General features: G+C 70.8%; 16 protein-coding genes. 7 read left to right on the top strand and 9 right to left on the bottom strand.

Translation table 11 applies throughout. The annotated features are described in order from the left end of the window. The first annotated feature begins 68 nt into the window (after nt 1-68). The 6 genes from cofG (at nt 69) to HDC37_RS00455 (ending at nt 7945) form a co-directional block, all read left to right on the top strand. Nucleotides 69-2483 (top strand): 7,8-didemethyl-8-hydroxy-5-deazariboflavin synthase CofG, encoded by a 2415-nt coding sequence (cofG, locus tag HDC37_RS00480; protein ID WP_308472036.1) that lies wholly within the window; start codon nt 69-71, stop codon nt 2481-2483. Further along, on the top strand, nt 2480-3994 hold the full coding sequence (locus tag HDC37_RS00475; RefSeq protein WP_308472035.1) for an NAD(P)/FAD-dependent oxidoreductase: 1515 nt from the start codon (nt 2480-2482) through the stop codon (nt 3992-3994). The genes cofG and HDC37_RS00475 overlap by 4 nt, the downstream gene beginning before the upstream one ends. Continuing rightward, complete coding sequence (gene fgd / locus HDC37_RS00470; RefSeq protein ID WP_179558465.1) at nt 3991-5007, top strand: glucose-6-phosphate dehydrogenase (coenzyme-F420); 1017 nt, start codon at nt 3991-3993, stop codon at nt 5005-5007. The genes HDC37_RS00475 and fgd overlap by 4 nt, the downstream gene beginning before the upstream one ends. After that, nucleotides 5000-5617 (top strand): 2-phospho-L-lactate guanylyltransferase, encoded by a 618-nt coding sequence (gene cofC / locus HDC37_RS00465; protein ID WP_179558464.1) that lies wholly within the window; start codon nt 5000-5002, stop codon nt 5615-5617. The genes fgd and cofC overlap by 8 nt, the downstream gene beginning before the upstream one ends. After that, nucleotides 5614-6405 carry a DNA/RNA non-specific endonuclease gene (locus tag HDC37_RS00460; RefSeq protein ID WP_179558463.1) on the top strand — a complete coding sequence of 264 codons (792 nt, stop codon included), beginning with the start codon at nt 5614-5616 and terminating at the stop codon, nt 6403-6405. Before cofC ends, HDC37_RS00460 begins: the two co-directional genes overlap by 4 nt. A gap of 106 nt (nt 6406-6511) precedes the next feature. Further along, entirely contained in the window at nt 6512-7945 is a 1434-nt protein-coding gene (locus HDC37_RS00455; protein WP_179558462.1) for an HNH endonuclease signature motif containing protein, read from the top strand. 37 nt (nt 7946-7982) lie between these two features. Here the strand turns inward: HDC37_RS00455 and HDC37_RS00450 are convergent, their stop codons facing one another. Beyond that, a complete protein-coding gene (locus tag HDC37_RS00450; RefSeq protein WP_179558461.1) occupies nt 7983-8909 on the bottom strand; it encodes an alpha/beta hydrolase in 927 nt (308 codons plus the stop codon). Nucleotides 8910-8911: 2 nt separating this feature from the next. Further along, nucleotides 8912-9928, bottom strand: coding sequence for an SDR family NAD(P)-dependent oxidoreductase (locus HDC37_RS00445; RefSeq protein ID WP_179558460.1), 1017 nt, complete (start codon nt 9926-9928; stop codon nt 8912-8914). Between the two features lie 95 nt (nt 9929-10023). Between HDC37_RS00445 and HDC37_RS00440 the strand changes: the two genes are divergently transcribed. Next, nucleotides 10024-10692, top strand: a complete 669-nt coding sequence (locus tag HDC37_RS00440) for a TetR/AcrR family transcriptional regulator (RefSeq protein ID WP_179558459.1) — start codon at nt 10024-10026, stop codon at nt 10690-10692. Nucleotides 10693-10737: 45 nt separating this feature from the next. Here the strand turns inward: HDC37_RS00440 and HDC37_RS00435 are convergent, their stop codons facing one another. The 7 genes from HDC37_RS00435 to HDC37_RS00405 form a co-directional block, all read right to left on the bottom strand. Further along, nucleotides 10738-11136 carry an ester cyclase gene (locus HDC37_RS00435; protein WP_179558458.1) on the bottom strand — a complete coding sequence of 133 codons (399 nt, stop codon included), beginning with the start codon at nt 11134-11136 and terminating at the stop codon, nt 10738-10740. A gap of 53 nt (nt 11137-11189) precedes the next feature. Beyond that, complete coding sequence (locus HDC37_RS00430) at nt 11190-11726, bottom strand: GNAT family N-acetyltransferase (RefSeq protein ID WP_179558457.1); 537 nt, start codon at nt 11724-11726, stop codon at nt 11190-11192. Nucleotides 11727-11751: 25 nt separating this feature from the next. Continuing rightward, the gene (locus HDC37_RS00425) at nt 11752-12492 is read right to left on the bottom strand and encodes a sulfite exporter TauE/SafE family protein (RefSeq protein WP_179558456.1); all 741 of its coding nucleotides are present in this window, start codon (nt 12490-12492) and stop codon (nt 11752-11754) included. Between the two features lie 2 nt (nt 12493-12494). Further along, on the bottom strand, nt 12495-13337 hold the full coding sequence (locus HDC37_RS00420; RefSeq protein WP_179558455.1) for a uroporphyrinogen-III synthase: 843 nt from the start codon (nt 13335-13337) through the stop codon (nt 12495-12497). Nucleotides 13338-13495: 158 nt separating this feature from the next. Then, a complete protein-coding gene (locus tag HDC37_RS00415; protein ID WP_141936698.1) occupies nt 13496-13798 on the bottom strand; it encodes a hypothetical protein in 303 nt (100 codons plus the stop codon). After that, nucleotides 13788-14189: a phage holin family protein gene (locus HDC37_RS00410; RefSeq protein ID WP_179558454.1), complete on the bottom strand. Its 402-nt coding sequence runs from the start codon at nt 14187-14189 to the stop codon at nt 13788-13790. The genes HDC37_RS00415 and HDC37_RS00410 overlap by 11 nt, the downstream gene beginning before the upstream one ends. A 1-nt stretch (nt 14190) precedes the next feature. Then, entirely contained in the window at nt 14191-14571 is a 381-nt protein-coding gene (locus tag HDC37_RS00405; RefSeq protein ID WP_179558453.1) for a hypothetical protein, read from the bottom strand. Between the last annotated feature and the right edge of the window lie 88 nt (nt 14572-14659).

Raw genomic sequence — 14659 nt, 5'->3', positions numbered from 1 at the left:
CGCTTTTGCTCACGGAGCCGCAACGATCGCCGCGCCCGGCTGTCGGGCGACGGTGCAAGACTGGGAAGGTGACCCTGCTCGATCCGGTCCGCACCTCCCGACTCTCCGCCCGCGACGTCCTCGCGCGAGCGGAGTCCGGCGCGCGACTGGACGTCGACGAGGCCGAGATCCTGCTCCAGGCCGACGGCGCGGATTTCGAGCGGATGCTGGAGCTCGCCGCCGCAGTGCGGACGGCCGGTCTCGACGCCGCCGGACGCGGCCGGATCCTCACCTATTCGCGGAAGGTGTTCGTTCCGCTGACGACGCTGTGTCGTGACCGCTGCCACTACTGCGTGTTCGTGGACACCCCGCTGCAGCTGAAGAAGAAGCACAAGCCGGCCTTCATGTCGCCCGAACAGGTGCTCGCCGTCGTGCGCCAGGGTCAGGCGATGGGCTGCAAGGAGGCGCTCCTCACCCTCGGCGACCGCCCCGAGGATCGGTGGCCCGAGGCCCGCGCGTGGCTCGACAACCACGGCTTCGCCTCGACGCTGGACTACGTCGGCCACATCGCCCGCCTCATCACCGCCGAGACGGGGATGCTCGCCCACCTCAACCCCGGCGTGATGACGCTGAGCGAGCTCGAACAGCTGCGGCCCACCGCCCCCTCGATGGGGATGATGCTCGAGACGACCTCGCGGCGGCTCTTCGCCGAGCCCGGCCAGGTGCACTACGGCTCGCCCGACAAGGACCCCGCCGTCCGCCTGGCGGTGATCGAGGATGCCGGTCGCGCACGCGTGCCGTTCACGACGGGGATCCTGGTGGGGATCGGCGAGACGATCCGCGACCGCGCCGAGTCGCTCGTCGCGATCCGCGCGGCCGACGAGGCGCATCGCGTCGACGGCCCCGGGGGTCGGCGACTCGGGCATGTGCAGGAGGTGATCGTGCAGAACTTCCGGGCCAAGCCCCGGACGGCGATGCAGGGCGCCCCCGACGCCACGATGCGCGAGTACCTCGCGGCGGTCGCCACGGCGAGGCTGGTCCTGGGGCCCCGCGCCCGGGTCCAGGTGCCGCCGAACCTCTCCGACCCACGCGAACTCGAGCTCCTCGTCCGCGCCGGCGCCGACGACTGGGGCGGGGTCTCGCCGCTCACCGCCGACCACGTCAACCCCGAGCGGCCGTGGCCGCAGATCGACGAGCTGGCCGCGCGCACGGCCGAGTTCGGCTTCACCCTCGCCGAGCGCCTGACCGCCCAGCCCGAGTACGTCACCGCCAGAACGGAGTGGATCGACCCGGGCCTCCACGATGCGGTGGCGCTCCTCGCCGACCCGGCGACGGGCCTGGCCAAGCCCGAGACGTCGCCGCACGCGGCATCCGCTCGCCCGCCCCGCACCGAACTGCGCCTCTCCCCTGCGGGCGGCGGCCGCGATCTGGGCGTCCTGCTCGAGCGGGCCGCCGCCGACCCCCTCGCCGTCGACGACGCCGAGTGGGAGCGCCTGCTGGCGGCGACCGGCTCCGATCTCGACGCACTCACGGCGACGGCCGACGATGTGCGCCGGTACACCGTCGGTGAGGCGGTGAGCCTGGTGGTGAACCGCAACCTCACCTCGACGGGCTTCCGCGCCGCGGGAGCCGAGGGGCCCGACACGTTCGACCTCGACGACGTCGCCGAGATCGCCGCCGACGCGGCGCTGCTCGGCGCCACGGAGCTGTGCATCCAGGGGCACCTCCCCGCCGAAGAGGACCCGCGCGCCTACCTCGCCATCGCGCGGGCAGCGCGCGCGGCGGCCCCGACGCTGCACCTGCACGCCTACCGCCCGCAGGACGTCTGGGACCTCGCCGATCGCGGCGGCCTCGGTCTCGCCGGCGCGCTGCAGGCCCTCCGCGAGGCGGGGGTCGACACCGTCCCCGGGACGGGCGTGAAGGTGCTGAACGAGCGCGTCCGCGCCGCCGTCGCACCGGGCGACCTCGAGATCGAACGGTGGGAGGAGGCCATCACCGCCGCGCATCGCGCGGGCTTCCGCTCCACCTCCGTGCTCTTCTACGGCCACGTCGAGACCGCCGCCGAGCGGATCGCGCACCTCCAGCGGCTCCGGCATCTGCAGGAGGTCGGTGGCGGCGGCTTCACCGAGTTCGTCCCCATCCCCCTTCCAGGACCCGCGGGCGGTGTGCCGCTCGTCGCGGAACGCGCCGCGATCGACGAGCACCGCGCGATGATCGCGGTGTCGCGTCTGCTGCTGTCGGGGAGCATCCCGCACATCCAGATCCCGTGGACGCGGGTCGGCCGCGCTGATGCCGCCGTGCTCCTCGGGGCCGGCGGCGACGACCTCGGCGGGACGCTCCTGGACGGGCGGGTCAAGCCCGAGGCGGGGATCGAGTGCGGCCAGGAACTGCCCGTCGCCGATGCCGCGGCGATCGCCGCACGCCTGTTCCGCCCGTTCCGGCTGCGCACGACCGACTACCGCACGGTGTCGCATCCTCCCTCCAGTTCCGGGGCGGTCGAGTGAGCCACGCCCCCGTTCCACCTCCGCTGCCGCGGAGCGCCGACGTCGTCATCGTCGGCGCCGGGTTCGCCGGTCTCGGTATGGCGATGGCCCTCCGCCGCGCCGGACACGACGACGTCGTCATCCTCGAGCGGGCCGACGCGGTCGGCGGAACCTGGCGCGACAACACCTACCCGGGCGTCGCGTGCGACGTGCCGAGCCACCTGTACGGCTTCGCCGCGCACCCGAACCCCGACTGGTCGGGCGTCTTCGCGCGCGGCGACGAGATCTGCCGCTACCTCGACGACGTCGCGGACCGCGAGGGCCTCCGCAGCCGGATACGGCTTCGCACCCCGATGCTCGGTGCCGAGTGGGACGACGTCACAGCGCGGTGGCGCGTGCGCACCCCGGCAGGCGAGATCACCGCCGAGGCCCTCGTCCTGGCGTGCGGCCGGCTGACCGAACCGCTCATCCCCGAGGTGCCGGGGCTCCAGACCTTCCCCGGCCCCCTGTTCCACTCCGCGCGATGGGATCACACCGCCGATCTCGCGGGCCGGCGCGTCGCGGTCGTCGGCACGGGGGCGAGCGCGGTCCAGCTCGTTCCCGAGCTCGCCCGCACCGCCGCGCATGTGACGCTCTTCCAGCGGACACCGGTGTGGATCGTGCCGCGCCAGGCCCGCGAATACACCGATGCCGAGCGCGCCCGCTTCGCCGCGCACCCCGATGAGCTCGCGCGCCTGCGCGACGATCTCTACCGCGAGGGCGAGGAGCGCTTCGCCTCGCGCTCGGGCGATGCCGCGGCATCCGAATCCGCCCGCGCGATCGCGCTCGCGCACCTCGGACGCCAGGTCGCCGATCCGGCGCTGCGCCGAGCCCTCACACCCGACTACGCGTTCGGCTGCAAACGCGTGCTGCTCTCGGACGACTTCTATTCCGCCGTCGCCTCCGATGCGGTGACCCTCGAGCCCTCCGCGCTCGCGGCGGCCGACGGAATGACCCTCGTCGCTGCGAGCGGACGTCGGGTCGAGGTCGACGCCGTCGTGCTCGCCACCGGTTTCGCTTCATCCCGCCAGCCGTACGCCGAGCTCGTCCGCGGCGAATCGGGAACCACCCTCGCCGAGCACTGGTCGGAGGGAATGAGCGCGTTCGCCTCGACAGTGGTGAGCGGCTTTCCGAACCTGTTCGTGCTGAACGGGCCCAACGCGTCACTCGGTCACAACTCCGCCGTGCTGATGATCGAGGAGCAGGCGGCGTATGCCGTCTCGGCGCTCGAGCGCCGAGGTCTCACCTCGGACGGCGTGCTGCGGGTTGATCCCGCCGCCGAGCGCGCGTATGTCGGCGAGATCGCCGCCGCCGCGGCATCCACCCCCTGGCTCTCGGGCGGATGCCGCAACTGGTACGTGGACGACCGGTCGGGGCGGCTGACGCTCCTCTGGCCGGGAACGGTCGACGCCTTCAGGCGGCGGCTGTCGCAGACGGATGGAACGGAGTTCACCGGGACCCCGGTGGGAGCACGAGGAAGGGAACAGACATGACCGTACCGCTGAGGTTCGGATACAAGGCGTCGGCGGAGCAGTTCGGTCCGACCGAGCTCACCGACTTCGCCGTCCTCGCCGAGGAGATGGGGTTCGACTCGGTGTTCCTGTCCGATCACTTCCAGCCGTGGATGCACGAGGGCGGGCACGCCCCGGCTGCCATCCCGGTTCTCGGCGCAATCGGTGCCCGCACGTCGACCATCGTCATGGGCACCTCGGTGCTCACCCCCACCTTCCGCTACCACCCGGCGGTGATCGCACAGGCCTTCGCGACCCTCGGGGTGATGTTCCCGGGCCGGGTCATCCTCGGTGTCGGAACGGGCGAGGCCCTCAACGAGGTGACGCTGGGCCTCGAGTGGCCCGACCCGCCCGAGCGGTTCCAGCGCCTGAAGGAATCGATCCAGCTCATCGACAAGCTCTGGGAGGCCGAGCGGGTGACCTTCGACGGCACCTACTACTCGGTCGACGGCGCGACGGTCTACGACCGGCCCGATCAGAAGGTGCCGATCTACATCGGCGCGTCGGGCCCGGCGGCAACACGGCTTGCCGGCCGGATCGCCGACGGCTACATCACCACCAGCGGCAAGGATCCGTCGCTCTACACCGACACGCTGCTGCCGGCGCTGCAGGAGGGGCTCGGCAAGGCCGGGCGCCCGGAAGACGCGATCGACACCCTCATGGAGGTGAAGGTTTCGTTCCACCCCGACCACGCGACGGCGTTGGAGAAGACGCGCTTCTGGGCGCCGCTGGCGCTCTCGCCCGAGGAGAAGCGCGACATCCACGACCCGATCGAGATGCAGCGCCGGGCCGCCGAGCTGCCGATCGAGCGGGCCGCGTCGCGGTTCATCGTCTCGACCGACCCCGAGGAGCACGTCGAGCGGATCGCCCGCTACGTCGACCTCGGGTTCCGCCACCTCGTCTTCCACGACCCCGGTCACGACCAGGCCGAGTTCCTCCGGACGTACGGCGAGAAGATCCTGCCCCGGCTGCGGGCACGCTTCGCCGATGCCTGACCCGTCCTCCTGGGTGGTCGTCGTCCCGGTGAAGGCGACCACCCGCGGGAAGTCGCGGCTGTCCGTCGACGGGGTCCACCGTGTCGCGCTCGCGCGGGCGATCGCTCTCGACACCGTCGCCGCCGCGGCATCCTGCCCCCTCGTCTCGCAGGTGATCGTCGTGACCGACGAGGCGACGCTGCCGCTTCACGCGGCCGACATCCCCGGTCTGCGGTTCGTCCCCGAGGGCGAGGCACGCGGGCTGAACGCCGCGATCGCCGCCGGCATAGATGCAGCAGGGGATCGGATGCCGCGGGCCGCCCTCCTCGGTGACGTGCCCGCGCTGCGGGGTGACGATCTGGCCGTCGCGCTGCGGGCGGCGTCTCAGGTGGAACGCGGGGTCGTCGCCGACGCGGAGGGGACCGGGTCGACGCTCGTGACGGCGCGGGCCGGTGTGGCGTGGAGGTCGGCCTTCGGCGAGGGATCGTTCGCCGCGCATCGCGCGCTCGGGTGCGAGGTGCTCGAGGTGCCGCGCGACTCGACGCTCCGGCGAGACGTCGACACGGCCGAGCAGCTGAGGGAGGCCCGCGGGATCGGACTCGGGGCGCGGACGACGGCGGTGCTCGAATGAGCGGATATGACGCGGGGTTCCTCGGTATCGAGGTGCCGCTGCCCGCGTCTGTGTGCGGCGGGCGGTTGCTCGACTACCCGCGATTCAGCGTGCTGCTCGATGCCGAGCGGCGGCTCGCCGCCGTGACCGGGGTGAACATCGACGGCGCACGGCTGCTCGATCTACCGCGCACCGGCGAGTGGCGACTCGACCCCCGCGCACCGGAGAGCGAGCAGGTGGGGCCGGACGTCTACGCCCGCAACGACCTCGATCGGGGGCACCTGGTGCGACGGCGTGATCCCGGCTGGGGAACGCCCGCCGAAGCTCGAGATGCCACGGAGGCGACCTTCTTCTACACGAACGCCGCACCACAGGCCGCCGACTTCAATCAGTCCAAGGAGCTGTGGCTGGGGCTCGAGGATCACGTGCTTGCGTTCGCCGAGGCGTCGGATCAGCGGGTGAGCGTGTTCACCGCGCCCATTCTCGGCGAGGAGGATCCGCCGTACCGCGGCGTGCGCGTGCCGTTGCGGTTCTTCAAGGTCGTCGCATGGGTGCGCGCCGGGGCGCTCGAGGCGACAGGATTCGTACTGGATCAGTCGGAGCTGGTCGACACCCGCGAGGGTGTCGTCGCGGTGAATCGTCTGGGCGCGTTCCGGACGTTCCAGGTGCCCATCAGCGACATCACCGCGGCGACCGGTCTGGACTTCGGGCCGTTGGGCGCGGCTGACGTGCTCGGAACGGCGGGCGCGCGTGCGGAGGGATGGCGCGAGCTCTCGGAGGTCTCCGACATTCAGTGGGGGCGCGGCTGATGGTCCCACCTTTTCGTTCTTAGTTTCGAATCTGTTGGGCACCGTCATGCTCCGATGTCGGAACCTCCTGCGATGATGTGGGTAGGTCATCGAGACGGGGATACGAGTGGACGCGGACGAGAAGCGGCGGCGGGCGGAAGACAAGCGCGCCGGGGTGTTCGCGGACGAATTGGCGAAGCTGCGCCGGCGGCGAGCGGCGTTGGAGGCGAAGGAGACTCGGCTGCTGGCGGACGCGTACGCGTTGACGCTCAAGCAGCGGTCGCGGATCGGGTCGGCGTCGTCGCGGGAGCGGGACATGCCGCTACGGTCGATGGCCCTCGAACTGGGCATGGCCGTCCGGGTCAATGACCGGTCGATGCAGACCCAGATGCACGACGCCCACGAGCTCGTGCACGGGTTCCCGCAGACGATGGAAGCGTTGGCGGAGGGGCGGGTGACGCGGGCGCATGCGCAGGTCATCCAAGACGCCGGACGGGTGATCGAGGACCCGGTGGATCGGGCGGCGTACGAGCGGATCGTGTTGGTGGAGGCGGAGCGGCAGACGGTGCCGCGGACGAAGAAGTACGCCCGGCAGCGCGCGGAGGTGTTGGACCCGCGCCCACTCCAGGAACGACACGACACCGCGATACGAGGGCGGCGGGTGTTCGTCACCGACCTGGACGACACCCTCTCGGCCCTGACGATCGTGGGCGGGAACGTCTACATCCACGGCGCCTACCACCGCCTCACCGGCCAGGGCACCACGGTCAAGGACGTCGACCGCGCGAAACGGCGCGCCTACGCCGCCGGGCAGGGCACGGCGCAGAAGACGAGTGGGAGCGGTCGCGGTGACGGCACCGGCGACGGTGACGATAACGGCACCGGTGACGGTGGTGGTGACGGCGGCCCCTCGCTCGGCGAGGGCAGCGAGCCGTGGTTCGATGACCGGACCCTCGACGAGATCCGCTGCGACCTGGCCCTGGACATGCTCCTCGCCGGGACCCCGGTGATCGACCCGACCGACCCCACCACCGGTGGACTCGGCGCAATCCGCGCCGAAGTGCAGATCACCATCCCCATCACCACCCTCACCGGCGTCACGAACTCCGGCGCCGAACTAAACGGGGTCACCCCCGTCGACCCCGACACCGCGAGGCGCATGGCGGGCACCGCCCGGATCTGGGAACGGGTGATGACCGACCCCATCACCGGAGTCGTGACCGCCGTCGACAGGTACACCCTGCATCCCTCCCAGACCCGGTTCCTCAATGCCCGGGATGTGACCTGTCGAACACCGGGATGCCGAAGGCCGGCGAAGCTCTGCCACATCGACCATTCGAAGGACTTCGCCCTCGGCGGGCCCAGCTGCAACGACAACCTCTGCAACGAGTGCGCCCGACACCACACCCTCAAACACGCCACGAACTGGCACGTGGAACAGCTCCCCGGCGGCATCCTGAAATTCACCAGCCCCGGCGGGAAGACCTACGACAGCCACCCACCCTCACGCGTCGCCTTCGTCCCCACCGACGACGGCGGGTACGGCGTCGCACCCTTCTGATCTGGTCCAGCCCCCATCTGATGGAGGACTGATCCCGTCAGGCCGGCGTCGAGATGACATCCCAGAGCCAGGTGCGGGCACGGGAGAGGAGCGCCCGAGCAGGTTCGGTGTCACGGGCCCAGCTCTCGAATCCGTGCGGCCCGCCCGGTACGACATCGAGGGTCGTCGGCACTCCGGCGGCGGCGAGGCGCTGTGCGTAGTCGCGCACCTCGGCGAAGAAGAGCTCGATGTCACCCACCGCGAGGTAGGTCGGCGGGAGCCCGGTGAGGTCCTCGCGGCGAGCGGGGGCGGCGTAGGGCGGCATCGTCGCTCCATCCGCCGCGCCACCGAGATAGGCGGTCCAGCCGACCCGGTTGTGGCGGTTGTTCCACACCGCGTGATCGAGGGCATCCAGCGAGCGATCCGCCGCCGTCCGGTCATCGATCATCGGAGCGAACAGCCACTGGCCGATCGGCTGCACGCCGCCCTCATCGCGGACGCGCTGCGCCACGCCCGCCGCAAGTCCCCCGCCGGCGCTCTCACCGCCGAGGACGACCCGAGTGGGGTCCACCCCCAGCCGGCCGACCTCCGTCTGCAGCCATTTCCAGCCGGCGTAGACATCGTCGTGCGCAGCCGGAAAAGGGTGATCGGGCGCGAACCGATAGTTCACCGAGACGACGACGATGCCGAGGGCTCGCGCCGTCTCGGCGCACAGCCGCTCGTCCTGGCGCGCATCGCCGAAGAGGAGTCCGCCGCCGTGTACCCACAGCAGCGCAGCTTCCGACGAACGCTTCTGAGGGCGATACACCCGGAGGCGCTGAGCACCCACGCGGCGCACATCCACGCGAACACCTTCGATTCGCGGCACCGGCATCACGCGCGTGACGAACCGCAGGGTGGAACGGATCCACCGCTGCGACACGTCGGGCAGGCGCACCCGACGCGTCCCGGCGCGAAGCGCGGGGTCGACCCTGTCCAGATCCATGCCTACTGGACCGACCAGCCGCCGTCGGAGGTCAGGACGGCTCCGTTGATGTTCACCCCGTCGTCGCTGAGCAGGAAGGTGATCGACGCGGCGAGCTGCTCCGCCGTCGCGATCGACGGGATCTGCCGCTGGAACGGCGTGAGTCTCGCGAGCCCCCGCTCAGACGGGTGGGCCGCCATGGGGATCCCGGTGGCGACCCCGCCGGGAGCCACGGCGTTGACCCGGATGCCGTCCGGCCCGTACATGAAGGCCGCGCTCCGCGTCATCCCGATCACACCGTGCTTGGAGACAGTGTAGGCATTCCCGGATGCGTTCCCCCGGAGACCCGCCTCGGAGGAGACGTTGACGATCGACCCCCGACCCGCGGCCAGCATCGCCGGCAGCACCGCACGGGTCAGCTTGAAGCTTCCCGTCAGGTTGATCTCGATCACGCGATCCCACATGTCATCCGTCGTCTCGTGCAGCGGCGAGAAGTCGTCATTGACCCCCGCGACGTTCGCCAGCGCGTCGATCCGGTCACCCGCCGCCGCGACCACCGCGTCGATGTCGTCCTGTCGGGTGACATCACCGGCCACCGTCACGAGCTCGGTGCCGGGCAGAGACGCCGCGAGCTCGGCCAGCCGCTGCGCGCTGATGTCGACCGCGACCACGCGGCCGCCCTCACGGGCGATGCGGTTCGTCGTTGCACGACCGATCCCCGACGCCGCGCCAGTGACGATGACCGTCTCGCCCGCGAAGCGCCCGGGGGTGATCTTCTCCACCCAGCCGGTCGGCTCGTCCGAGACCTCGGGCACCACCCCGCCGTTGGCCTGGAGCACCAGATCGTCCACGACGGACTGCGGCATCTTCCCCTGACTCATCGCCACGAGCTGCTGCAGCGGAAGCCCGCTGACGGGAGCCAGCGCGTCATCTCCCACGCCCGCCTGGGCGAGAAGCCCTCGGATCAGCTCCCCACCGACCGGATGGCTGAGCCACGTACCGATGGTGCTCTGGGCGGTGAGCGGCGGGGTGTTCGTCATGAGGACTCCTTCTCGATGGGACCCTGATCGGGGTCCGCTCCAAAGTGTAGGAATTCACGCTCGTGAATTCAATGCGGGTTGCGATAGAATCCTGCGTGGCCGAAACACCCTCCTCGAAAGCTCGACGCGGCCGGGGCCGCCGTGCCGGTCTCACGCGGGCACGGGTGGTCGAGGCGGCCCGAGAGCTCGATCCCGACAAGGTGACCATGCAGGCCGTCGCCCAGCACCTGGGCGTGGATCGCGGGTCGGTCCACCATCACGTGAGCGACGTCCAGACCCTGCGGGAGCTCGTCGCCCACGACGCGTTCACCACCGAACTCTCCCCCGTCGTCATCCCCGACGGCGCCGACTGGCGCGAGGCCTGCCGGCTGCTCGCCGTCTCGATGTACGACGCGGTCATCGCCTCCGAGGGCTTCGGGGTCTACATCCGGTTGACCTCAGCCGACATCGCCGTCCTGGAACCGGTCGAGCAGACCCTGCGGATCATGCTCGCCGCCGGTTTCGACGAAGCCACCGCCGCGCGCGCTCTCGCGACGCTCGCCACCCTGGCGGGCGCGACCGCCCGCGAACACCTGCTGCAGCAGCGCGCCGCCGGTCATCCTCAGTTCCCCGAGTTCCAGCAGGCCCTCGCCGACGCGCCCACCGCGGATCTCCCCCTCCTCCGCCATCTGGCGGAGTCGGCGCCCCTCATCTACGACGAGACGCAGCTCGGCATCGCGATCGACCTCCTGCTCGACGGATTGGCCTGCCGGCGGAAGCGCTGACACCGAGCGCCGACATCCAGCGCCGACTTCCAGCCCGAACACGGGTCAGACGCGGGACTCGGTGAGCTGCGCCCGCAGCTCGAACGGCTCCGATCCCGAGAAGGCCGTAACACGGCCCGCAGTCACCGTGTAGACGGCGAACTCGGCCACGTTCACATGGCGCCGGGTGGGCGCGATGCCCTCCCAGACCCCCGTATGCGTGCCGCTTCCCCGCACATGTGCGGCGATGCGATCGTCCTCGGCGACCACCTGGATGATCCGCCACCGCCAGTCGGGGAAGGCGTGGAACAGGTCGGCGAGGTCGCCGACCCAGGCCTCGACGCCCGCCGGCCGGTGAGCCCGCCGCACCCCGGCGTGCACGAAACCGCGGATCGCGTCGAGATCGTGGCGATTGGCCGCGTCGATGTAGTCCGCGAACCACTCGTGCATCTGCCAGGGCTCCACAGGCTCATTATCGTCGGCAAGCCGGGCACCTGATCGTCGGCGAGCCGAGGCCCTTACCGTTCGCGCGCCAGCATCGCCCAGGTGTCGAGGGTCGTCCACTCGCCCTTGAACCAGTCCGCCTCCACCGCACGACCCTCGTGCCGGAAACCCAGTCCGGTCAGAAGACGCGCCACCGCGGCGTTGCGTTGATCCGACGTCGCGATCACCCGGTGCGCGCCGTGATCGTCGAACAGCGCGGCGACGACCGCGCCCAGGGCTTCACCGGCGACGCCGCGCCGTTGATGCTCGGCCGCGACCGTCACACCGACCTCGTACGTGTCGGGCGGGCCGGCCACGGTGTGCACGGCGACATCGCCGAGGAGGGCTCCGGAACCGGCATCCCTGACGGCCAGCTGCAGCCACTCCCCCGCCGGCGGCGGAAAACCGGTCGGCTGGCCCTCGATCAGGCGGTCCGCGTCCGCGACGCCGAAGTCGGGCGTCCACGACTGCCATCGCGCGACGGCGGGGTCGCGGCGATAGGCGACGAACGCGTCGCGATCGCCCTCGTCGAGCGGGGCGAGCAGGAACCTGTCCGTGCGAAGCGATGTCACGGCGGCAGGCTACCGGGTGCGACCCTCAGATCAGCAGATAGACCGCTCCGACGACGGTGAGGATGATCACGAGTCGCTCGAACAGCCGCTGGTCGATCCGGTCCGCGATCCAGCGACCGCCGAGGGCGCCCGCCACCACAAGCGGAGCGAGGATCGCGTCGAGGAGGAGACCCGGCACGGTGATGAGTCCGAGCCCGACCGAGAAGGGCACCTTGCTGATGTTGACGATCGCGAAGAGCCACGCCGCGGTGCCGAGGAACTCCTTCACCGGAAAGCGTGCAGCGAGGAAGTACATCGACATCACCGGTCCCGCCGCATTGGCGACCATCGTCGTGAAGCCGCCCAAGGTGCCGTAGACCGCAGCGGCGCCGCGCCGAGGCGGCCCGTCGACGAGGGCCGACGCCATCCGACGACGCCACAGCGTGACCGCAATCACCCCGAGCAGAAGCACCCCGATGGTCCGCTTCACCCACGCGTCATCGGCGACGGCGAGGAAGAGCACGCCGACGAGCAGGCCGGCGACGATCGCCGGGGCCAGCCGCAGCAGCGCACGCCAGTTGACGTGCCGCACGTACATGGTGATGGCGAACATGTCGGCGAGGATCAGCAGCAGCAGGATGGTGCCGGTCGACTCGCGAGCGGGAAGCACGGCGGCGAACGACGCGACCGCCAGAGTGCCCGCGCCCGGGACCGCCGTCTTGGACAGGCCGATGACGACCGCCGCGACAGCGAGGAGCACCCACGCGAACGGGCTGAGTTCGGGCACCCTCAGTCTTCGCGACCGACGCCCGGCAGCCCGATCACGCCCGTCTGCGGCGCGAACTCATCGGCCGAGTGGGGAAGGGAGAAGGTCGCCACCGCGGCGATGAGCGCATCGACGGTCTGCGTGTCGGCGACGACGTCGACCTCGAGGCCCGCACGACGGGCATCGCGTGCGGTGCGGGGACCGATGGCGGCGATCACGGTCGTCTCGGGGATGTGGGGAAACTGGGCGTGCACCTGTTCGGCCACCGACCCGCTGGTGACGAGGATGGCGTTGATGCGGCCGCTCTCGACGTCGCGGGCGACGCGGTCGGCCACCGGCACTCCCACCGTGCGGTACGCCACGACGCTCCGCACCCGGTGACCGGCATCACTCAGGCTGCGCGTGAGCACGGGCTTGGCGATCTCGCTCCGGAGCGTGAGGATGTCGACCGGCTCGGGCTCGAGGCCGATGAGCTGCTCGGCCATTCCCGCAGCGGAGTTGTCGCGCTCGGGCACGAGGTCGACTTTGTAGCCGACGGCCTGCAGAGCCGCCGACGTCGTCTCGCCAACCGCGGCGACCTTGGTGGAGGCGGGGATGGTGGCGCGATACGCGTAGAGCACATCGACGGTGGTCGCACTCGTCACCGTCAGCCAACGGAAGGCGCCCGCAGCGAGGTCGGCCAGGGCCTTCTCGAGGGTCTCGTGATCGCGCGTGGGGGCGAAGTTGATCAGCGGAGCGATGACCGGCGTCGCGCCCTGTCGTCGCAGCGACGCCGCCACCCCATCGCCCCACGGGCCACCGCGGGGCACGAGGACGCGCCAACCCCCGAGGGGCTTGGCTGACGGGTCGTGAGCTGCGTGGTTCATTCAGTCGACTCTCGTGGGGCGTGTTCGGCCGCCCGCACTTCGAGCAACCGACGCGCGCAGGTGCATGCGCGCGATCGGCAGCATCCGCTCCATTGCACTGCCTGCTTCCCGAGCATACCCCTGGCCGCGCGAGACCGCCTCGCGACCGATATCTCAGTTCACCGGGTGTACGACCGCACGAACAGCCACACGAGCCCGCCCACCGCTGCGGCGGCGGCGACAACGGCGGCGGTCGCTGCACCGGGATTGCGCCGCGCGAAGTCGCGGGCGCGCTCGACCTCGCGGTCGGTGGCCTCCGAGACCCGCCGTGGCACGTTGGCCTTCACTTCGATGGCGGCGAGCGCAGCCTTCAACTCGGCTCGCGCCTGCTCCACAGGGTCGGCGATGCCGATCGGCACGGCGGTGCGGGGGACGGGGACCGGGGCCACAGCGCTCTTGCGCGGCGAGACCTCAGAGCTCATCGCGCACCTCCTTCACGTCGAGGGCGATCGACTGGACCGGGGTCTCACGGTTGGAGAGCCGCCGGAAGCGGAGATAGCCCAGAAGCGCCAGGACCAGGGCGATGAGGATCATCACCGCGAAGACGACGATGGCCGACAGCCACACCGGCCACCACGACGACAGTCCGGCGATGACGAACGTGCCGAGGACCGGAACGGACCAGAAGAGGACGAACAGGGCCGCGACGAACCATCCCGCCCCGATACCGGCGTCCTTCGCGGTCTTGGCCAACCACTTCTTCGCCGAGTCGATCTCGGCGACGATGAGGTTCTTGACCAGCTCGGGGATCTCGCCGACAAGCGTCAGCAGGCTGTCGTCAGCCCGGTCGCGGAAGCCCCGCGGGGTCGTCATATCAGGCTCCGGGGGTGGACGAGGACGACGTCTTCTCCGCAGCAGACGACGCGTCGGAGGCGGCGTCGGCAGCGGCATCCTTCACGGCTTCCGCCGACGTCTTCGCGGCGCGCTTGACCTCCGCGGCCTTCTGATCGCCACTGGTGTCCTTCGAGGTGGCCGCCTTGGTGACCTTCACCGCGCCGTCCCACAGCGTGCCGGGGATGGAGGCGGCGCTGGACTTGGCGAACTCCGTCACCTTCGCAACCTGCTTCTGCACCGGAGGCTGGTTCCACAGCTTCTCCGCCTGGGTCTTGATCTGCTCGTAGCGCTCGCGCCCCGCACGGGATCCCAGGACGTAGCCGGCGGCCAGCCCGATGACCAGCCCGATCTTGCCTCGCATGACGTCTCCTCACGTTCGTCGGGTGAAATCCCTTACACAGTAGCGGCGTATTCCTTTGACGGCATCCGCTCTTGACGCGTGCAGTCGC

The organism is Microbacterium sp. AK009, from assembly GCF_013410955.1.
GTDB lineage: Bacteria > Actinomycetota > Actinomycetes > Actinomycetales > Microbacteriaceae > Microbacterium.
The sequence above is the reverse complement of the archived record's forward strand: the minus strand, read 5'-3'. Positions and strand labels throughout refer to the sequence as shown.